General features: G+C 74.0%; 17 protein-coding genes and 1 tRNA gene. 10 read left to right on the top strand and 8 right to left on the bottom strand.

Annotation, left to right across the window (positions count from 1 at the left end):
• Nucleotides 1–9: 9 nt before the first annotated feature.
• The gene (locus tag ACGIF2_RS00350; RefSeq protein ID WP_396042287.1) at nucleotides 10–552 is read left to right on the top strand and encodes a GNAT family N-acetyltransferase; all 543 of its coding nucleotides are present in this window, start codon (nucleotides 10–12) and stop codon (nucleotides 550–552) included.
• Between the two features lie 56 nt (nucleotides 553–608).
• Here ACGIF2_RS00350 and ACGIF2_RS00345 read toward each other — a convergent pair whose 3' ends face one another.
• On the bottom strand, nucleotides 609–2,162 hold the full coding sequence (locus ACGIF2_RS00345) for a DHA2 family efflux MFS transporter permease subunit (protein ID WP_396042285.1): 1,554 nt from the start codon (nucleotides 2,160–2,162) through the stop codon (nucleotides 609–611).
• 149 nt (nucleotides 2,163–2,311) lie between these two features.
• Between ACGIF2_RS00345 and ACGIF2_RS00340 the strand changes: the two genes are divergently transcribed.
• The 3 genes from ACGIF2_RS00340 (at nucleotide 2,312) to ACGIF2_RS00330 (ending at nucleotide 3,970) form a co-directional block, all read left to right on the top strand.
• Complete coding sequence (locus ACGIF2_RS00340; protein ID WP_396042283.1) at nucleotides 2,312–2,881, top strand: heme-degrading domain-containing protein; 570 nt, start codon at nucleotides 2,312–2,314, stop codon at nucleotides 2,879–2,881.
• Entirely contained in the window at nucleotides 2,878–3,444 is a 567-nt protein-coding gene (locus ACGIF2_RS00335; RefSeq protein ID WP_396042281.1) for a GrpB family protein, read from the top strand. The genes ACGIF2_RS00340 and ACGIF2_RS00335 overlap by 4 nt, the downstream gene beginning before the upstream one ends.
• A gap of 97 nt (nucleotides 3,445–3,541) precedes the next feature.
• A complete protein-coding gene (locus ACGIF2_RS00330) occupies nucleotides 3,542–3,970 on the top strand; it encodes a cupin domain-containing protein (RefSeq protein ID WP_396042279.1) in 429 nt (142 codons plus the stop codon).
• A gap of 52 nt (nucleotides 3,971–4,022) precedes the next feature.
• Here ACGIF2_RS00330 and ACGIF2_RS00325 read toward each other — a convergent pair whose 3' ends face one another.
• The 3 genes from ACGIF2_RS00325 to ACGIF2_RS00315 all read right to left on the bottom strand — a co-directional run bounded on the left by ACGIF2_RS00325 (nucleotide 4,023) and on the right by ACGIF2_RS00315 (nucleotide 6,391).
• A complete protein-coding gene (locus tag ACGIF2_RS00325) occupies nucleotides 4,023–4,757 on the bottom strand; it encodes an aspartate/glutamate racemase family protein (protein WP_396042277.1) in 735 nt (244 codons plus the stop codon).
• Nucleotides 4,757–5,974 carry a carboxylate--amine ligase gene (locus tag ACGIF2_RS00320; protein ID WP_396042275.1) on the bottom strand — a complete coding sequence of 406 codons (1,218 nt, stop codon included), beginning with the start codon at nucleotides 5,972–5,974 and terminating at the stop codon, nucleotides 4,757–4,759. Before ACGIF2_RS00320 ends, ACGIF2_RS00325 begins: the two co-directional genes overlap by 1 nt.
• A gap of 334 nt (nucleotides 5,975–6,308) precedes the next feature.
• Nucleotides 6,309–6,391 (bottom strand) — tRNA-Leu (locus ACGIF2_RS00315).
• Nucleotides 6,392–6,711: 320 nt separating this feature from the next.
• Here ACGIF2_RS00315 and ACGIF2_RS00310 point away from each other — a divergent pair.
• Entirely contained in the window at nucleotides 6,712–7,821 is a 1,110-nt protein-coding gene (locus ACGIF2_RS00310; RefSeq protein WP_396042273.1) for an AI-2E family transporter, read from the top strand.
• A gap of 26 nt (nucleotides 7,822–7,847) precedes the next feature.
• Here the strand turns inward: ACGIF2_RS00310 and ACGIF2_RS00305 are convergent, their stop codons facing one another.
• The 4 genes from ACGIF2_RS00305 to ACGIF2_RS00290 are packed head-to-tail and all read right to left on the bottom strand — an operon-like array spanning nucleotide 7,848 to nucleotide 14,735.
• Nucleotides 7,848–8,741 carry a dihydrodipicolinate synthase family protein gene (locus ACGIF2_RS00305; protein WP_396042271.1) on the bottom strand — a complete coding sequence of 298 codons (894 nt, stop codon included), beginning with the start codon at nucleotides 8,739–8,741 and terminating at the stop codon, nucleotides 7,848–7,850.
• Between the two features lie 36 nt (nucleotides 8,742–8,777).
• Entirely contained in the window at nucleotides 8,778–12,230 is a 3,453-nt protein-coding gene (locus tag ACGIF2_RS00300; RefSeq protein ID WP_396042269.1) for an error-prone DNA polymerase, read from the bottom strand.
• Nucleotides 12,223–13,836, bottom strand: coding sequence for a DNA polymerase Y family protein (locus ACGIF2_RS00295; protein WP_396042268.1), 1,614 nt, complete (start codon nucleotides 13,834–13,836; stop codon nucleotides 12,223–12,225). Before ACGIF2_RS00295 ends, ACGIF2_RS00300 begins: the two co-directional genes overlap by 8 nt.
• The gene (locus tag ACGIF2_RS00290; protein ID WP_396042266.1) at nucleotides 13,833–14,735 is read right to left on the bottom strand and encodes a hypothetical protein; all 903 of its coding nucleotides are present in this window, start codon (nucleotides 14,733–14,735) and stop codon (nucleotides 13,833–13,835) included. The genes ACGIF2_RS00295 and ACGIF2_RS00290 overlap by 4 nt, the downstream gene beginning before the upstream one ends.
• A gap of 144 nt (nucleotides 14,736–14,879) precedes the next feature.
• Here ACGIF2_RS00290 and ACGIF2_RS00285 point away from each other — a divergent pair, with 144 nt between their 5' ends.
• Genes ACGIF2_RS00285 through ACGIF2_RS00265 form a run of 5 tightly spaced genes read left to right on the top strand, consistent with a single transcriptional unit; the run spans nucleotide 14,880 to nucleotide 18,751 of the window.
• A complete protein-coding gene (locus ACGIF2_RS00285; RefSeq protein ID WP_396042264.1) occupies nucleotides 14,880–15,266 on the top strand; it encodes an ArsR/SmtB family transcription factor in 387 nt (128 codons plus the stop codon).
• The gene (locus ACGIF2_RS00280; RefSeq protein WP_396042262.1) at nucleotides 15,263–17,008 is read left to right on the top strand and encodes a SulP family inorganic anion transporter; all 1,746 of its coding nucleotides are present in this window, start codon (nucleotides 15,263–15,265) and stop codon (nucleotides 17,006–17,008) included. The genes ACGIF2_RS00285 and ACGIF2_RS00280 overlap by 4 nt, the downstream gene beginning before the upstream one ends.
• Nucleotides 17,009–17,046: 38 nt before the next feature.
• On the top strand, nucleotides 17,047–17,589 hold the full coding sequence (locus tag ACGIF2_RS00275) for a YbhB/YbcL family Raf kinase inhibitor-like protein (protein ID WP_396042260.1): 543 nt from the start codon (nucleotides 17,047–17,049) through the stop codon (nucleotides 17,587–17,589).
• Between the two features lie 46 nt (nucleotides 17,590–17,635).
• Nucleotides 17,636–18,211 carry a YbaK/EbsC family protein gene (locus tag ACGIF2_RS00270; protein ID WP_396042258.1) on the top strand — a complete coding sequence of 192 codons (576 nt, stop codon included), beginning with the start codon at nucleotides 17,636–17,638 and terminating at the stop codon, nucleotides 18,209–18,211.
• Between the two features lie 24 nt (nucleotides 18,212–18,235).
• Nucleotides 18,236–18,751, top strand: a complete 516-nt coding sequence (locus ACGIF2_RS00265) for a GNAT family N-acetyltransferase (protein WP_396042256.1) — start codon at nucleotides 18,236–18,238, stop codon at nucleotides 18,749–18,751.
• Nucleotides 18,752–18,790: the final 39 nt, after the last annotated feature.

The following is an 18,790-nucleotide window of genomic DNA, read 5'->3' as shown; positions in this document are numbered from 1 at the left end:
CCTGCGGCCATGACCTCTGCACGCGCCATCGACCGGGGCGACGCCAGGCAGGTGCGCATCGTCCCGCTCGACGCGGCGACGCTCACCGCCCTCGCGGACGGTGACCTGACCACAGCGAACCTCACCTCACCCGTCCCTCTCACCGCGTGCTTCGCGGACGTCGCGTGGCGCGGCGTGTGGCGCATGCGCAGCGCGCAGGTCACCGCCGACGCCAGTGTGGCGAGGTGGGTCACGGGGGCTGTCTGGGACACCCGGCTCGCCCTCGCGGTCGGGCGTGCAGGGTTCCACGACGCGCCCGACGCCGCCGGCATGGTCGAGGTCGGCTACGCCATCGACCCGGCGCTGCGTCGTCGCGGGTACGGGCGCGCGGCGCTCGAGGCGCTGCTCGCCCGCGCCGACGCGGATCCGGACATCCGGGTGGTGCGGGCCTGCATCAGCCCCACCAACGTCGCCTCGCTGGCCCTCGCCACCGCCCACGGCTTCGCAGCCGTGGGTGAGGAGTGGGACGAGGTCGACGGTCTCGAGATCGTCCACGAGCGCCCCGCGACCTGAGACCGCCGCGAGGCGCCCTCAAACCGCCAGACGCGGCGCTGGCGCCCGGTGGGCTGTCATCGCCCCTCGGGAGCCACCTCGCCCGGTGCTGCGAGCCGTTCCGACGTCGCACCGACCGGCGTGTCGACCGCCGCGGCGCCGGCCGGCGGCCGCTGCGTCCAGATGGGCGGCGCGGGCTTGGCGAAGAACAGCACGACGAGCGCACCGACGACGGCGGCGGCCGCGGGCAGCAGCAGCGCCTGCGACATCGCCGTGGCGAAGCCTGCGTGCAGCGCCTCGGGCAGCCCGGCCGAGAACGACATCTCGCTCGACGGGGCTCCCCCGCCGCCGGGCAGCTCGGCGGTGAGCCGTGACTGGATGAGCGCGGCGATCGCGGCGCTGCCGAGCACGGCACCGACCTGCCGGGTCGTGTTGAAGACGCCCGACCCGGCTCCGGCCTGCTGCGGAGCCAGGTTGCGCGTCGCGGTCGTGGACACGGGTCCCCACATGCACGAGTTCGCGACGCCCAGGACCGCGCTCGGCAGCAGCAGCGTCGTGATCGCGACGTCCGGGGTCAGCAGCGCCGAGTACCAGAACAGGCCCACCGCGAGCAGCAGCAGACCGGTGAAGGCGACGTACCGCGGGTTGACGCGGTCGATCATCTTGCCGACCAGCGGCGACAGGACACCCGCGACGACCGCCATGGGCGCCAGCATCAGCGCCGACCGTGTGGGCGTGAGCCCGCGCACCACCTGGAAGTAGAAGACGAGCGGCAGGGCCATGCTCGTGATCGTGAAGCCGATGGTCGAGATGGCGCCGTTCGCGAGCGAGAAGTTGCGGTCGCGGAAGAGCGAGAGCGGCAGCAGCGGCTCACCCGTGGTGCGCGCCTGCCAGAGCACGAACACCACGAGCACGAGGACGCCCGCGACGATCAGCGAGATCACCGAGATCGGTCCCACGATGGTGCCCCAGTCGTAGCTCGCGCCCTCCTGGATGCCGAAGACCACCAGGAAGAGGCCGACCGCGCTGAGCAGCACGCCCGGGATGTCGAAGCGGTGCGGGTGCGTCTCGAGCCTGGGGACGAGCCGCCACGCGAGCACGAAGGCGACGATCCCGATCGGGACGTTGATGAAGAAGATCCACTCCCAGCCCAGGCTGTCGACCAGGACGCCGCCCAGGATCGGGCCGACGAGCGTCGCGATCCCCGCGACCGCTCCCCAGAGACCCATCGCGGCACCGCGCCGGTCGGGCGGGAAGATGCGGGTGATGACCGCCATGGTCTGGGGGGTCATGAGGGCCGCGCCGAGGCCCTGCAGCACCCGGGCGACCACGAGCATCGTGATGTCACCCGACAGCCCGCACCAGGCGGAGGCGACGGTGAAGACGACCAGGCCCGTCAGGTAGAGCCGCTTGGGCCCGTAGCGGTCCCCGAGCCGGCCCGCGACGAGCAGCGGCACCGCGTAGGCGAGCAGGTAGGCGCTCGTGACCCAGATGACGTCGTTGATGTCGGCACCGAGGCCCGTCATGATCGCGGGGTTCGCGACCGAGACGATGGTCGTGTCGATGAGGATCATGAAGAACCCGATGACGAGCGACCAGAGGGCCGGCCAGGGCTTGGTGACGGTGTCCATGCGATCTTCTCTGCGAGGGTGGCGAGCGCCGTGGGCGCTGGACGTGGTTCTGACGGTCTGTCGGGACCTTACCCCGCACCACTGACACCTCCCGACCACCGCGGGTGCACGGGATGACCGGGCCTCCGCCGCGCGATAGCGTCCGCCAGATGAGCGACGAACCCACCTACGTGACACCCGCAGGCGCCGTGCTCGCCTTCCACGACCCGCTGCTGCTGGCCGAGCTGCTCGACCAGGAGCAGCGCTACGCCCTGACCCGTCTCGACCACGACGACGCGGCACGGCTCGGCAGCCTCATCGCCGACCTCGCGCACCAGCGCGGGCTGCCCGTCGTGGTCCGGGTCGAGCTCGAGACACCCGACGGCCCGCACACCGTCTTCCAGCGCGCGTTCGCCGGGTCCACTCCCGACAACGACTGGTGGCTCGCGCGCAAGGGCGCCGTCGTGCGCCGCTTCGGCCACTCGTCGTTCGCCGTCGGCACCCGCTTCCGCACCGAGGGCACGACGTTCGAGGAGTCGAGCGGGCTCGACCCGCAGGAGTTCAAGGCCCACGGCGGGGCGTTCCCGCTCATCGTCGACGGCGCGCTCGCCGGCATCCTCGGGGTCTCGGGCCTGCCCCAGCAGGACGACCATGCCCTCGCCGTCGAAGGGCTCGCCGCGTTCGTCGCCGAGCATCACACCGGACTCCGCGTTGCTGCAGAGCGCAGGCATGTCCAATGAACGAGACCCGCAAGCCACGCCGACCGGATGTCACCGCAGTCGAGCTCGTGGGTGGTGTCGAGACACTCACGCTCGACCTTCACGACTACGACGACCGGTGGGCCGGCATCTTCCGTGAGCACCGGGGGCGGATCCGCGACGCTCTGGAGGCCATGGACGTCGGGATCGAACACATCGGTTCCACGTCCGTTCCCGGACTGGCGGCGAAGCCGATCATCGACATCGTGGTCGTGGTCGACGACATCACCGCCGAAGAGGACTACCTCGATCCGCTCCTGGCCGTCGGGTATGAGCTGCGGGTCCGCGAGCCGGGGCACCGCCTGGTGCGCACCCCGGCACGCGACGTCCACGTGCACATCCTCGAACGGCACGATCCTGCCGTGGACGAGTACCTCCTCCTCCGCGACCGGCTCCGGTCCGACGCAGCTGACCGCGCGCTCTACGAGAGCACCAAGAGGACCCTGCTCAGTGAGCGCTGGGACGACATGAACGACTACGCCGATGCCAAGACCGACGTCATCCTCTCGATCAAGGCACGAGCGAGGGAATCTCTCGGACAGTGAACCGGGGGTCGGACGCCAGGTGGTCGTCGCCACTCCACGACGTCACCTCGAGGGCGGGCACGCGTGGCGGCCGTCGGGCACCGTTCACGGTGGCCGTGTGCTCCATGACAGGCGCCGGCGTAGCGTCGAGTGGATCACTCGATCGAGGAGGGTTCTGATGGCTGGACTGGAGTCGAAGAGCTTCGATGCACCCGACGACGTTCGTCCGTTCACCGACAAGGGTCAGGCGCAGGTCGTGACGCTTGCCGGCAGCTCGGTGGTCAAGGCCCGGTTCGAACCGGGCTGGCGGTGGTCTGACCACGTCCGCCCCATCGCGGGCACGGACACCTGCCAGTCACCCCATTTCCTCTACGTGCTCTCCGGGCGGCTGAAGGTGGTGATGGACGACGGCACCGAGGCGGAGGCCGCACCCGACGACGTCGTGCGCGTCGAGCCGGGCCACGACGCCTGGGTCATCGGGGACGAGCCCTGCATCACCGTCGACTTCGGGGCGTCTCCCAGCTACGCCACCCCGGGCAGCGCCTGAGGCCCGACCCGCGGCGGGCAGTGCCGGGCCGGGCCTCGTCCGGCCCGTCGCGTCACTGCGGCGACCGCAGCTTCCGGCCCGTCCGGGTGATGACGACGGCGGCGAGCGCATCGAGGGCGTCGATGACCGGGACAGCCGTGCCGAGACCCTGCGCAGCGGCGACCGACAGTTCGGTGCAACCAAGCACGACCACCTCCGCACCGCGCGCGTGCATCGCCTCGACCAGACCCACCAGCGCCGTGACGTCCACGGGGCGACCCGCCTTGACCTGGTCGTAGATGATCGCCTGCAGAACGCGGGCGTCGTCCTCGTCGGGCAGCACGACCTCGCACCCCACCCGCGCCGCCGACACCGTGTACAGCCCCGCCTCCACCGTGCCCTCGGTGCCGAGGACACCGATCCGCCGCACACCCGGGTGTGCGCGCACGACAGCCGCGATCGCCTCGTCCACCGTGCTGAGCACCGGCACGCGGGCCTGCGCGCGGAGCCCGGGGACGAAGTAGCACGCGGTGTTGCACGGGATCACGACGAACGAGACGTCGAGCCGCTCGAGCCGGCTCAGATCCTCCGCCAGCACCGGGCCGGGGTCGGTGTCGGACCGGCCGAGGATGTACGCCGTCCGGTCCGGGATCGAGGCGTGCTGCAGGACGGCCAGGTTGACGTGGTCCTGGTCCCGGTCAGCCGCGGTCAGCGCGACGACGCGCGCGAGAAAGTGCGCTGTCGCGAGCGGGCCGACACCGCCGAGCACTCCGACGGGTGGCTCGTCGACCACCGCGGACCCGCTCATCAGGCGTGCGACGGGTGGTGCTGCCGGAACTTGCGGAGGTGGTTCGCCTGGGCGAGCGCCACGACGGCCCAGCGCCGGGGGTCGCGTTCTGCGTGGTACCAGAGGGGGTTGCTCGCGCGACCACGGCGGATGAGCCGCCGCACCAGCGCCCGCAGGGTCGACGGCAGGTAGCGCAGCAGCACCGTGGCCGGGACCAGGCTGGTCAGGTGCTGCTCCTGCGCCCACACGTCGGGCCCGTCGAGCGGATCGAGGCCCTCGACGTACTCCCGGACGTACATCTGCGCCGTGTTGTGCCCCGACGCCGTGACGTAGGCGTGCGAGCGCCCGAGCCGCGGGTTCAGCTCGAAGAACACGGTCCGCCCGTCGCGCGGGTCGTACTTGAGGTCGAAGTTCGCGAAGCCCGTCCAGCCGATCACCTCGAGCAGCCGGACCGCCTGCGCGACGACGGCGTCGTCCCGGTCGGTGATGATCCCGACCGGGTTCCCCAGCGCCCCGGGCGTGTGCTCCTCGAGCAGCACGTGCCCGAAGGACGCGAACCGCACCCGCCCCGACCGATCGGAGTACGTCGTCAGCACGCGCATGCCCGTGTCGTCGCCGGGGATGCGGTCCTGGATGAGGAACGACCCCGTGTAGCCGGCGTCGCGCACCTGGGCGAGCAGCGCGTGCAGCTCGGCCTCGTCGGCGACGTCCGGGTACACCTTGCGCTTCCCGGGGAAGTCCACCCTGTGGTAGCCGGTGGCGTCCTCCGGCTTCGCGACCACCGGGAACTGGAGGCCGCTCGTGTCTGGCATCACCAGACCGCGGACGTCATGCACCACGGTCGTCGGGTGGTCCACCCCGTGCTCCGCGCACAGCGCCGCGAACGCGACCTTCGAGGTCACCCGATCGAGCACGTGCATCTCGACGTACGGCACGACGTACGCGGCGGGCAGCCGGTCGCGCAGCGCCGCGATCGTCCGGACGTGCCAGTCCGCGGTGCCGAGCAGCAGCAGGGCCCGGTCGGGGTTCCGGTCCGCGATCTCCTGGAGCACCCCGAGGACCTCCTCGGGCTCGTCCATCCGCGACGCGACGACGTTCTCCACGATCCGCGAGTACCTCAACGGCACGGTCGGCACCGTCGACACGACGATCGTCCGGCCGCCGTACGCCTCATGGAACGCCCGGGCGAGGCTGTAGCCGCCGACGTCACCGCCCAGGACAACTGCTCGGGCCTGCACGACATGCACCTCCACGTGCGACACGCCCCCGGGTCCACGACAGCTCGTCCGAGACGCGACTCAACGGGGCGCCCTCTGCGGCGAGTCGGGTGGCTGGCGGACGGCCCTAGAAGCCGTGCGGTGCTGGTCGAGGCGGCTCGGGCACCCGAATGCTATAGCGGGGAGGGATCAAATGGTGATGAATGACCTCCTCAGACCGATGGACCCGCCTCGCGGGAGCGCCGATGTTCGTCAGCGACACCCGAACGGTCGAACGGGACGCAGCGCACCCGCTCACGACAAAGGCCCCGATCCTGGCGGGGATCGGGGCCTTCGTCGTCGCTGTCTCAACGAGTGTCCGGAGGGGGACTTGAACCCCCACGCCCTTTCGGGCACTAGCACCTCAAGCTAGCGCGTCTGCCATTCCGCCACCCGGACAGGTGGACCTTTCAGAAGCCTTTCGGCTCCCTCAGGTGCGGCAGAAACATAGCACGGTGCGGCGGTCGGGCACGCATCGGCGTCGCGGTGCAGACTGTCCCGGAAGAGCGTTGCCGCAGCGTGCGGGGGTATCGGCGAGCGATCGCGTGACCCCCGTCACGTGAGACCCGGGGGTGGGGATGTCGGAACAGGGCGGGACGGGCGACCGAGCGGGAGGGACCGGCGACCGGACGAGCGGGACCGGTCGGTCGCCGTCGTCGTCGAGCGCTGCCCCGCGTCGTGTGGCCGGTTCGCGGCGCCCCGCGACGACGGCCGTGGACATGGACGCGACCGCTCCGCGCTGGCTCATGAAGATGGCCGGGGTGTCGTGGCGGCTGCTCGTGGTCGTGGCGACGATCGCCCTGATCTTCTACGCGACGTCGCGCGTCCTGCTGCTGTTCGTCGCTGTGTTCCTGGCCCTCGTCTTCACCGCGGTGCTGCGGCCCGCGGTCGACGCACTCTCACGCGTCCTGCCGCGCGCGGTCTCCACGGGGCTCGCGATGCTCGGCGGGGTGCTGGTCTTCGTGGGGCTGCTCACCTACGTCGGGGTCTCGGTCGCGGACCGGTGGTCGAAGCTCTCGGAGCAGTTCGGCCAAGGCATCGAGGACATCATCGACTTCCTCGAGAACGGCTCGCCGGTCCCGATCACCGTCGGCCAGATCGACCAGTGGATCGAGAACGGGCGCACCTGGGTCGAGGAGCACGGCGGTGAGCTGGCCGAGCAGGCGGTCGCCCGGGCCGGCAGCGTCGTGGAGGTGCTCACGGCCCTCGCGCTCGCGTTCTTCTGCACGATCTTCTTCCTCGCGAGCGGGCGCCAGATGTGGACCTGGTTCCTCAACCAGCTCCCCGCGAGCGTGCGGGGCTCGTGGAGCGCCGCCGGTGGTGCGGGCTGGTACGCGTTCTCGGGGTACACGCGCGGCATCCTGATCATCGCCGTCACGGACGGACTGCTCGCATTCATCCTGCTCACCGTGCTCGGCGTCCCGCTCGCCGCACCGCTGGCCGTGCTCGTGCTGATCGGCGCGTTCATCCCGCTCATCGGGGCACCCGCAGCCATGGTCGTCGCGATGATCGTGGCCCTCGCGGCGAACGGGCCGGTGCAGGCGGCCATCGTCGGCATCGGGATCGCGCTGATCGGCCAGTTCGAGGGCCACGTGCTGCAGCCGCTCGTGATGGGCAAGCAGGTCTCGTTGCACCCCGTGGTCATCGCGCTCGCCGTGGCGGGGGGCACGCTGACCGCGGGCATCCTGGGTGCGGTGATCGCGGTGCCGCTCGTCGCGGTCGCCTGGACCGTGTACTCGACGCTGCGCACGCCCGACCCGTCGCCCACGGACGAGGCCGACGTACCCACCGGGATCGAGGCGTACGAGGCCGGGGAGAGCCACCCGTAGCTGGACGGCCCAACCTGCCATGCAGGTCAGGCCGGGTCGCCCAGATCCGCGAGCGCCCGCTCGATCTGGGTGAGGACGAGCGGTCCGGGGCGCCGCAGGGGTGCCGGGAGCGGCCCCACCGCGAGACCCAGCATCTCCCCCACGGCGTGCACGACGCGCGCTCCGCCGCTGGCGACGAGGTCCCCGATCGGCGCGAGCGGAGCCATCAGCGCGAGGGCCCTGTCGGCGTCTCCCGCGGCCGCCGCCGCCGCGACCTCGGCGTACCGGGTCGGCAGCACACCTGCGAGGCCCGAGTGCCACGTGCGGGCGCCGGCGAGCAGCCCGTGCACGCCGAGCGCGTCGCCGCTGAAGCCGATCTCGACGTCCGCCGGGAGGTGGTGGTGGAGCTGGCGTGCGCGGTCGTGGACCGCGTCGCGGTCCGTCCCGCGGTCCTTGACGCCCTGGACGCCGGGCAGCCGTGCCACGTGCGTGAGGGCGTCGACGGTGAACGAGTACCGGGTGGCCACGGGGTTGTGGTACGCCCAGACGGGGATCCCGACGACGTTGGTGACGCACCGGTACAGCTCGAGCACCTCGTCGTCGGTGAGCGGCAGGTAGCTCATGGTGGGCACGAGGAGCGCGTCGGCCCCGGCGTGCTCGGCGTCACGCGCGAGGTCGAGCACGTCACGGGTCGTGAGCTCACCGACCCCCACCACGACCGGCACGCGTCCCGCGGCGGCCTCGACCGCGGCCCGGGCGACGCGGCGGCGCTGCTCGCGGTCGAGGTAGGCGAACCCGCCTGTGCTGCCCAGCACCGCGACCCCGCTCGCGCCGCCCGCGACGGCCCGCTCGACGAGGGTGGCCAGCACGTCCTCGGCCACGTCGTCCGCGATCGTGCGCGGGGTGGGCAGGTACGGGACGAGCGCGCCGAGCAGGGGCATCTCTGCAGCGTATAGCCACGGCGACGACCGCCGCGCTCAGCGGAAGTCGCGCGAGGAGGTGCGCACGCGCAGCGACAACGGCGCCAGGTGCTCGGCGAGGAGGTTCGTCGCGCCGTCCGCCCGTTCGAGGCGACCGCGGACCACGAGCGCGGCGGACGTGCGCGCGACCTTGCGGAACCGTTGCCACAGCCCCGGGGTGCACACCACGTTGAGCAGCCCCGTCTCGTCCTCGAGCGACAGGAACGTCACCCCACCCGCGGTGCCGGGCCGTTGCCGGTGCGTGACGACCCCGGCGACCGCGACCCGCCGCCCGGCCTCGTGCCGGAACGCCTGCTCGACGCGCAGCACCCCCGCGGCGTCGAGCCCCTCGCGCACGTGCGCCGTGGGGTACGAGTCGACCGAGACGCCGGTGGCCCAGACGTCGGCGACCGCGAGCTCGACGTCCGTCATGCCCGGCAGCACGGGGGCGCTCACCCCGACAGAGACGCCCGGCAGGGTGTCGGGCCCCTCCTGGGCGAGCGCACCTGCGGCCCACAGCGCCTCGCGCCGGGTCGCACCGAGCGACCCGAGCGCGCCGCCCGTCGCGAGCGCCTCGAGCTGGACCGTACTCAGCCGCACCCGGCGTGCCAGGTCGCGCAGGTCCGCGAACGGGCCGTGGGCGGCGCGCTCGGCGACGAGCCGCTCCGCGACGTCCTCCCCCACGCCCCGCACCGACGCGAGCCCGAGCCGCACCGCGAGCGCCCGCCCCGCGCTCGCCGCCGGGCCCTGCTGCGCGGTGGGCGCGGTGCCCGAGGGGGTGGGCACGAGCCGCGGCTCACCGTCCGCAGGGGTCGGCCCCTGCCGCTCGACCAGCGCCTGCACACCCGAGGCCTGCACGTCGGGGCGCAGCACCTCGATGCCGTGGCGGCGCGCGTCGGCCACGAGGGACTGCGGGGAGTAGAAGCCCATGGGCTGGGCGGCCAGCAGCCCGGTGTAGAACGCGGCGGGGTGGTGCACCTTGAGCCAGGCGCTCGCGTACACGAGGAACGCGAACGAGTAGGCGTGGGACTCGGGGAAGCCGAAGTCGGCGAAGGCCTTGAGCTTGTCGAAGATCTGCTCGCCGACCTCGGGGCCGATCCCGTTCGCGGCCATCCCCGCGAGCAGCCGCGCGTGCATGGCCTCCATCCGCTCGGTCGAGCGCTTGGAGCCCATGGCCCGGCGCAGCTGGTCGGCCTCGGCCGGCGTGAAGTCGGCCACGTCGATGGCCATCTGCATGAGCTGCTCCTGGAACAGCGGCACCCCGAGGGTCTTCGCGAGCGACTTCTCGAGCTTCGGGTGCAGGTAGGTGACCTTCTCGCGGCCGTGGTACCGGTTGATGTAAGGGTGCACCGAGCCGCCCTGGATGGGCCCGGGGCGGATGAGCGCGACCTCGACGACGATGTCGTAGAACCGGCGTGGCTGCAGGCGCGGCAGGGTGCCCATCTGGGCGCGCGACTCGACCTGGAACACCCCCACGGTGTCGGCGGCGCTCAGCAGGTCGTAGACGAGCGGGTCCTCGTAGGGCAGCGCGTGCAGGTCGAGCTCGACCCCCTCGTGCTCGCGCACCTGCTCGAACGCGATGCGCAGCGCGGTGAGCATCCCCAGGCCCAGCAGGTCGAACTTCACGAGCCCCGCGTCGGCGCAGTCCTCCTTGTCCCACTGGAGCACGGTGCGTCCCGGCATCCGGGCCCACTCGACCGGGCACACCTCGATCACAGGACGGTCGCACATGACCATGCCGCCCGAGTGGATGCCCAGGTGGCGCGGGAGGCGCAGGAAGCGTTCGGCGAGATCGACCACCGCGGTCGGGATCTCGTCGAGGTCCGCCGGCGCGGGGGGCTCGTGGCTCGTGCCCCACCACGCGTCGTGCTGGTCGTCGCGGGCACGGTCCCGGGTGGCGACCTGGTCCCGGGTGGCGACCTGGTCGCGCGCGGGGACGGCGTCACGCCCGTCGGGCGTCACGGGGTCGGCGCCACGCAGGCTCCCCCACCGGTCGATCGACTTGCTCCACGCGTCCTGCTGGCCCGCGTCGTAGCCGAGCGCGCGGGCGGCGTCACGCACCGCGGAGCGCGGGCGGTAGGAGATGACGTTCGCGACCTGGGCCGCGTGCGTGCGCCCGTGCGTGGCGTAGACGTACTGGATGACCTCCTCGCGGCGCGCGGACTCGATGTCGACGTCGATGTCCGGGGGCCCGTCGCGCTCGGGCGCCAGGAAGCGCTCGAAGAGCAGACCGTGCTTGACGGCGTCGACCGCGGTGACGCGCAGCACGTAGCAGACGGCCGAGTTCGCGGCCGAGCCACGGCCCTGCGCCATGATGCCGTGGCGGCGGCAGAAGTCGACCAGGTCGTAGACCACGAGGAAGTACCCGGGGAACCCGAGGTCCTCGATCACCCGCAGCTCGTGCTCGAGCTGCGCGTAGGCCCCGGGCACGCGCTCGGCCTCGGGCGGCCCGTACAGCTCGAGGGCGCCGCGCCGCACGAGCTCGCGCAGCCACGTGGCCTCGGTGTGCCCCGGGGGCACCGGGTAGGGCGGCAGCTGGGGGGCGACGAGCGAGAGGTCGAACGCGCACTCGGCCGCGAGCGCCGCGGCCCGCGCCACGGCCTGCGGGTGGCGACGGTGGCGCGCGAGCATCTCCGCGGCCGAGCGCAGGTGGGCCGTGGGCGCGCCGGGCAGCCAACCGTCCAGGTCCTCGAGCGAGGAGCGTGCGCGGACGGCCGCGAGCGCCGCCGCGAGGTCGGCGTCCCGGGGCGTGGCGTAGTGCACCCCACCGGTCGCGACGAGCGGCAGGTCGCCCGCGGCGGCGAGGGCCGCGAGCGCGTCGTTGCGCTCGGCGTCGAACGGGTCGCCGTGGTCGGTGATCTCCACCGCGACGTTCTCGTGGCCGAAGAGCCCCACGAGCCGGTCGAGCTCGGCGCGGGCGGCGACGAACCCCGCGGGGGTCACCTCACCGTTCGTGGCGCCGCCCGCGAGCGCCTGGCGCACCGATCCCTTGCGGCAGCCGGTCAGCACGAGCCACTGCCCGGCGGCCTGCTCGGCGAGCTCGTCCCAGCGGTACCGGGCGGCGCCCTTGGCCCCCGCGGCGAGGTGCCCGGTGGCGATCGCGCGCGACAGCGAGCGGTAGCCGTCGGGGCCGCGGGCCAGGACGAGCAGGTGGGTCGCGCGCGGGTCGGGGACGCCCGTGGGGGCGTCGAGCACGTCGGGGCCGAGCGCGCCCGCTCCCGAGCGGGTGGTCCAGCCGCCCCCGGGCACGGGCAGGTGCAGCTCGGCGCCGAACACCGTGGGCAGTCCCACGGCCCGGGCGGCCTGGGCGAACCGCACGACGCCGTAGAACCCGTCGTGGTCGGTCAGGGCCAGGGCCGAGAGCCCGAGGCGGGCGGCCTCGGCGGCGAGCTCCTCAGGCTGGCTCGCGCCATCGAGGAAGCTGAACGCCGAGTGCGCGTGCAGCTCGGCGTACCGGGGGGCGTCAGTCATAGGTGGCCTCGCACGCCCAGACGTCGTCCTGCCACGAGAGCAGCAGGGCGCTGCCGTCCTCGAGGCTGACCTGCAGGTGGGCGCGGCGGCGCGGCCGCTCGGTCCACGACCGGTCGAGCAGGGGCCAGGGTCCGGCCCACCCCGTGACGGGGTGCGTGGCCGTCCGCGTGCGCACCGCCGTGGGGTCGGCGCTCAGCGCGAAGCGGTCGTCGAGGCGCACCGGCACCCTGGTGGCGGCGAGCACCTCGACCGGCTCGGGCTCGGTCAGGACCGTGGCCGGCGCCGGTGCGGGCAGGCGTCCGGGCCACGGCCGATCGGCGGGGCGCGGTGGCGGGGTCTGCTCCCCCCAGGGCCGCAGGTGCACCTGCTCGCGCACGTCGCGGCCGCCCTGCAGGACGGCGACGAGCACGCCGTCCCCGCCGATGAGTCCCTGCACCCGGTCGAGGGCACGGTGCGCGCGCAGGTCCCCGCCCGAGGGCCCGCCCCACAGCCGCCCCTGCTCGGCGCCTGCCGGGGCGACCTCCTGGGCGGTGAGGGCCAGGTGCACGAGCGCGACGGGCTCGGGGTGCTCGCCGTCGTCCCCCGCGCCCGTGCGGGGCGGGCGGGCCAGCGACCCCGCGGTGAGCCACCCCTCGAGCTGCCAGCGGATCCGGTCCGTGATGCGGGCGGCCGTGAGCCCACCGAGACCGCCGAGGTCGGTACGCCACACCCTCACCAGGTCCTCGCCCGTGTCGGTGCGCGCGGCGACCTGCAGGCGCCCGCACGTGACCGAGTGCTCGAGGAGCATCGCGTGCAGCTCCTCGGCCAGGCGCCGGCCCATGAACGTGGCGGTGTCGACGCGCTCGGCCGGGGGGTCGAGCGCGCACGCGACCTCGAGGTCGGTCTCGGGGCGGCGCCGGGCGGGCGGGCGGGCGTCCTGACCGCGGGCCAGGAGCTGCGCCCACGCGCCGAGCGCACCGAACCGGGCGTGCACGTCACCGCTGGGCAGCGCGGCGAGCGCGCCGAGGGTGCGCAGCCCGAGCCGTCCGAGCAGGTCCACGAGCTCGGCGACCCGGGACGCGGCACCGTCCTCGACCGCGGCGTGCACGAGGTCACCGACCCCGCGCGGGGCCAGAAACGCGGGCGAGGCCCCCGCGGGCACCGTCGCGTCCGCTCGGGCGGCGAGGACCGCGGCGAGCAGCCCGTCGGCCGTCCCCACGTGCGCCTCGTGCCCGGTCAGCCGGGCGACAGCGGTCACGAGCCGTTCCGCGAGCGCCTCCTCCGACCCGTGGTAGCGGCTGGCCCCGTCGGCGGGGAGCAGGAGCAGCCCTGCGCGGACGACCTCGATCCCGGCGACCACCGTCTCGGCCGCGCTCGCCACCGGTTCGAAGAGCCGCACGTCGCGTCCCTCGTCGGCCGCGAGCAGGACCAGCTCGGGGCAGCAGCCCTGCGCCTGGCGTCGCCGCATGCCCCGGCGCACACCCTGGGCGCGGGCGAGCGCGGAGACCGCGCGCAGCCGCTGCCCGTCGTGGACCGCAGCGGGCAGGTGGGGGGCGACCTGGTCCGCGCGGACGGCTGCGACCACGGGCCAGTCGGGCACCCACAGCACGGTGGTGCGGGTGCTCATCCGACCAGCCTCAGCGGTGCGGGGGCGCGACCGGGTGCCGGGGCGGCCGGGGGCTCGGTACCCACCGGGCGGCCGAGCGGGAGCGTGACGTCGATGCTCAGCGGCACGCCGGCGCCGCCGCGCCCGCTGCGCGTGACCCGCAGCTCGTGCGTGCGCAGGCGCCCCTCGCCCTGACCGACGCCGTCCCAGCGCCCGGTCCCGGCGGTCAGGACGACGTTCGCGCCGGGCCACGCCACGCTCGAGAGCAGCGCGGTGCCACGTTCCCGGGCACGGGCGGCGAGCCGTCGCCGGTCACCGTCGGTGAGTGCAGCACCCGGGCCGACGAGCACGACGTCGAGACCGTCGAGCAGTGCGGCCACGACCGCCGGGGAGTCGGGACCCGGGCGCGGCACCACGGCGAGCCGTTCGAGGGCGACACCGGCCTGGGCCGCGGCGAGCAGCCCGACGGCGGGCTGCCCCACGACGGCCGCCCAGGCGCCCTCGGAGCACGCCCGGGCCAGCAGGGTCAGCAGCAGCGAGGTGGAGCCCGTCACGGCCGTGGTGCTGCCGCGGCGCAGCCCGTCGGGCAGCAGCGCGGCGAGCTCCGGAGGCACGGGCAGCGAGGGGCGTTCGCTCATCAGGAGCGAGGTGCGGCGCACCGCCGCCTCGACGACGCCACGCTCCTCGGGCGCCGGTGCACCCCGCAGGTCAGAGGGCGTCGCGGGCATGTCGGGAGGCCCGGGCAGGTCGGGACGCGCGGGCACCGCGAGGGGTGCGACGACGGGGACCGGTGGCTGCGGCACCACCGCGACCCCGGCGGGTCGCACGAGGCTGCGCGCGCCGGTGCGCTGCTCGGCGTGGGCCAGGGCCGCGCGGGCACGGGCCGCGCGCTCCTCCCGGCTCGTCACCTCCACGGTCATGCTCCGACTCCTCCCGTCTCGAACACGTGTTCGATCATGCCAGTAGACGCCGACAGCGCCGGGGGTGTCAATCGAGCCCGCGGGCAGGCGTAGCATCAGTCAACGGCTTGATGGATCCATCAATCCGTTCACCATCGGAGACCCATGCCCCTCCCCGCGCCCGGCGCCGACCGTCCCGTCCACGAGTTCAAGGCCGAGCTCTTCAAGGCCCTCGCCCACCCCGTGCGGATCCGCACGCTCGAGCTCCTCGCCGAGCGCGACCGGCAGGTCAGCGAGCTGCTCACCGAGATCGGCATCGAGGCCTCCCACCTGTCCCAGCACCTCGCGGTGCTGCGCCGGGCGGGCGTCGTCACCGCGGTGCGCCAGGGCAACGCGGTGCACTACTCGCTCGCCCACCCGGCCGTCGCCGCGATGCTCGCCGCGGCCCGCACCGTGCTGCTCGACACCCTCGCCGGAGCCCGCGCCGCGCTCGCCGACCTCGAGCGTGACGACCTCGAGCGCGACGACGCCGGACGCGAAGAACCCGCATGAGCACGGGCGAGCTGATGGGACGCGTCGACTGGCGCGCCACCCGGGCGTCGCTGGCCCGGCGCACGCTCCCCCGCCGGTCGGACTACGCCGGCCTGCGCCGGTACTGGCGCGCCGACGCGGTCGCCGGGTTGACGGTCGCGATCGTCGCCCTGCCGCTCGCGCTCGGCTTCGGGGTGACCTCGGGCCTCGGCGCCACCGCCGGGCTCGTGACCGCCGTCGTGGCCGGCGCGGTCGCCGCCGTCTTCGGCGGCTCGCACCTGCAGGTCTCCGGGCCCACGGGCGCCATGACCGTGGTGCTGATCCCGATCGTCGCGCGCCACGGGCCCGAGTCCGTGGCGGCCGTGGCCATCATGGCCGGCGTGCTCGTGATCGTCGGCGGGCTCGTAGGCCTCGGACGGCTCGTCGCGTACATCCCCTGGCCCGTGGTCGAGGGGTTCACGTTCGGCATCGGCGTGGTCATCGCGCTCCAGCAGGTTCCCCTCGCGCTCGACACCCCCAAGGCCGCGGGCGAGAACGCCGGGCTCGTCGCGCTGCGCACCCTCGGCACGGTCGCGTGGGCCGACGCGCTGCCCGCGCTCCTCGTCGTCGCCCTGGTCGTGGCGACCATGACGCTGCTCCCCCGCGTCAACAGAGCCGTGCCCGCCTCGCTCGTCGCGGTCGTCGTGGCCACCGTGCTCGTCGAGCTCACGAGCACCGACGTCGACCGGATCGGCGTGCTGCCCTCGTCGCTGCCCGCGCCGTCCGTCCCCCTGGTGAGCCTCGAGACCACGAGCGCGCTGTTCTCGGCAGCGTTCGCGGTCGCGATGCTCGCGGCCCTCGAGTCCCTGCTCTCCGCCCGCGTGGCCGACGGCATGGCCGACGACGTGCCGCGCACCCAGCCCAACCGCGAGCTCGTGGGGCAGGGCCTCGCGAACGTCGCCGCCGGGATGTTCGGCGGCATGCCCGCCACCGGCGCCATCGCCCGCACCGCCGTCAACGTGCGCGCCGGTGCCCGCACCCGCACCGCCGCCCTGCTGCACGCCGTGGTGCTCGCCGCGATCGTGTACCTGGCCGCGCCGTGGGTCGGGCGCATCCCGCTCTCAGCGCTCGCGGGGGTGCTGCTCGTGACCGCTGCCCGCATGGTCGACCTGCCCACGGCCCGCGCCATCTGCCGCTCGGGCACGTCGGGCGCCGTCGTCTTCCTGACCACGCTGGGCGTCACCGTCGTCTTCGACCTGGTGCTCGCGGTCGAGGTGGGCGTCGCCGTGACGGCGGTCCTCGCGCTGCGGGCCGTCGCGCGCGCGAGCGGCCTGCACCGCGAGCCCCTGCCCGAGCCGGGCACCGAGGCGGTGGGCACCGACGCCGAGCGTGCGCTGCTGCACGAGCACATCGCCCTGTACCGCATCGACGGCGCCCTCTTCTTCGCCGACGCACGCCGGTTCCTCGACGAGCTGGCCCGGGTGGCTGACGTCCGCGTCGTGGTGCTGCGCCTGTCGGCGATCCGCGTGCTCGACACCAGCGGGGCGAACGCGCTCGCGGAGGTCGTCGCCGACCTGCAGCGCCGCGGCATCGTGGTGCTGCTCAAGGGGCTGCGTCCTGAGCACCGGCGCGTGGTCGAGTCGGTCGGGGTGCTCGCCGAGCTGCAGCACCACCGGCACCTGTTCACCGACCTCGACGAGGCCGTCGAGCACGCCCGCGACCACGTGCGCCGCTCCCGGGGCGCACCGCTCCCCGAGGGCAGGGACGCGACCACCTCGGCATGATGGGAGGAAGGACGCACCCCGCCCACGAGGAGGATCCCGTGGCCGTCTCCCTGACCCGACCGGTGGCCCCCGACCCGTACGCGGCGCTGCCCCCCGTGCCGTCGTTCACGCTCACGAGCGAGGACGTCCGTGACGGCGAGCCGCTGCTCGACGCGCAGTGGGCGCCACCGGGCGGCAACACCTCGCCCCCGCTGGGCTGGTCCGGCTTCCCGGCGCAGACGCTCTCGTTCGTCGTGAACCTCTTCGACCCGGACGCCCCGGGCGTCACGGGGTTCTGGCACTGGTTCATGGTCGACGTCCCGGCCCGCACCACGTCGCTGCCCCGGGGTGCGGGCTCGCCCGACGACGCCCGCGTGCCTCCGGGCGTGTTCCAGCTGCGCGGCGACTCGGGCAGCTCGGGGTTCAGCGGCGCGAAGCCGCCGCCCGGCGACCGTGCGCACCGCTACGTGATCGCGGTGCACGCGCTCGACGTCGAGCACCTCGGCGTCGGCACGTCCACCATGCCGGGCGCCGCCTCGATCGCGACCGTGCGCCACACCCTGGCCCGGGCGATCTTGGTGGGCACCGCCCAGGCCGCCTGACGGTCGACCCGTGCGACGCCGCGGCCGGGGTCGCTAGCCTCGGGCCATGCCTCCCGCGACCCTCGGCACCCTGACCTGGCTCGGCGCGCTCGACCACCCCGAGCTCCTCGCAGAGAGCACGTTCGCGGCCCTGAGCGGCTGGGCCGCGGTCGAGCGCCAGGTGGCCGAGGCGGTGGTCGTCGCCGAGATCGACCCCACCCTCGCGGACACCGCAGCCATGACCGAGGCCTACGGGCTGCCGCTCGCGGTCTCTGCCAACTGCGTGCTCGTCGCAGGTCGGCGCGCGGGCGAGGAGCGCGCGGCGGCGGCCGTGGTCCGCGCGACGACCCGCGCGGACGTCAACAACGCCGTCAAGCGGCTGCTCGACGTGCGCAAGGCGTCGTTCCTGCCCATGGAGCGCGCCACCGAGGAGTCCGGCATGGAGTTCGGCGGCATCACCCCGATCGGCCTGCCCGACGGCTACCGCGTGCTGGTCGATGCCCGCGTCGCGACCCCCGACCCCGACGCGGGTGACCTCGTGATCATCGGCAGCGGGCTGCGCCGGTCCAAGCTGGCGCTTTCGGGTGCCCTGCTGGCCGCGCTGCCCGGCGCCGAGCTCGTCGACGGCCTCGCGCTCGCCTGACGACGACAGGGGCCGATGCTCGTCATGACCGCAACCACGTCCCGGCTGCGGCTGCGCCCGTTCTCGGAGTCGGACTTCGCCTGGCTCCACCTCATCACGGCGAACCCGACCGTGACGCGCTACACGAGCTGGGGCCCGAACACGCCGGCGGACACGCGGGCCTTCCTGGACGAGGCGTCGCGGTCAGGCCGCGGGCCGGACGAGTTCACGTGGGCGGTCACGCTGCCGGACGGGACGGGGATCGGGTCCGCCGGGCTGGAGGTCATCGGTCGCGAGAACCGTCGGGCGTCCTTCGGGTACATGCTCGACCCGGGCTACTGGCGCCAGGGCTACGCCACGGAGGTCGCAGAACAGCTGGTCGCGTTCGCCCAGACCCTGGGCATGCACCGCGTGGAAGCGACGTGCCACCCCGACAACGCCGCATCCGCCCGGGTGCTGGAGAAGGCCGGCCTGACCCTCGAAGGCCGGCTCCGGGACCACCTGCACGTCCGCGGTGCGTGGCGCGACAGCCTCTTGTACGCCGTCGTCCTGCGGAACTGACCTGACGACGGAAGGACGCGTCCGGGAGTGGCGGAAGGG

It is taken from the genome of Cellulomonas sp. P22, assembly GCF_044392165.1.
The sequence above is the reverse complement of the archived record's forward strand: the minus strand, read 5'-3'. Positions and strand labels throughout refer to the sequence as shown.

Coding starts and splice junctions, on each gene's coding strand:
- ACGIF2_RS00350 (WP_396042287.1), top strand. CDS start 10: ATGACCTCTGCACGCGCCATCGACCGGGGCGACGCCAGGCAGGTGCGC.
- ACGIF2_RS00345 (WP_396042285.1), bottom strand. CDS start 2,162: ATGGACACCGTCACCAAGCCCTGGCCGGCCCTCTGGTCGCTCGTCATC.
- ACGIF2_RS00340 (WP_396042283.1), top strand. CDS start 2,312: ATGAGCGACGAACCCACCTACGTGACACCCGCAGGCGCCGTGCTCGCC.
- ACGIF2_RS00335 (WP_396042281.1), top strand. CDS start 2,878: ATGAACGAGACCCGCAAGCCACGCCGACCGGATGTCACCGCAGTCGAG.
- ACGIF2_RS00325 (WP_396042277.1), bottom strand. CDS start 4,757: ATGAGCGGGTCCGCGGTGGTCGACGAGCCACCCGTCGGAGTGCTCGGC.
- ACGIF2_RS00310 (WP_396042273.1), top strand. CDS start 6,712: ATGGACGCGACCGCTCCGCGCTGGCTCATGAAGATGGCCGGGGTGTCG.
- ACGIF2_RS00305 (WP_396042271.1), bottom strand. CDS start 8,741: ATGCCCCTGCTCGGCGCGCTCGTCCCGTACCTGCCCACCCCGCGCACG.
- ACGIF2_RS00300 (WP_396042269.1), bottom strand. CDS start 12,230: ATGACTGACGCCCCCCGGTACGCCGAGCTGCACGCGCACTCGGCGTTC.
- ACGIF2_RS00295 (WP_396042268.1), bottom strand. CDS start 13,836: ATGAGCACCCGCACCACCGTGCTGTGGGTGCCCGACTGGCCCGTGGTC.
- ACGIF2_RS00290 (WP_396042266.1), bottom strand. CDS start 14,735: ATGACCGTGGAGGTGACGAGCCGGGAGGAGCGCGCGGCCCGTGCCCGC.
- ACGIF2_RS00285 (WP_396042264.1), top strand. CDS start 14,880: ATGCCCCTCCCCGCGCCCGGCGCCGACCGTCCCGTCCACGAGTTCAAG.
- ACGIF2_RS00280 (WP_396042262.1), top strand. CDS start 15,263: ATGAGCACGGGCGAGCTGATGGGACGCGTCGACTGGCGCGCCACCCGG.
- ACGIF2_RS00270 (WP_396042258.1), top strand. CDS start 17,636: ATGCCTCCCGCGACCCTCGGCACCCTGACCTGGCTCGGCGCGCTCGAC.
- ACGIF2_RS00265 (WP_396042256.1), top strand. CDS start 18,236: ATGACCGCAACCACGTCCCGGCTGCGGCTGCGCCCGTTCTCGGAGTCG.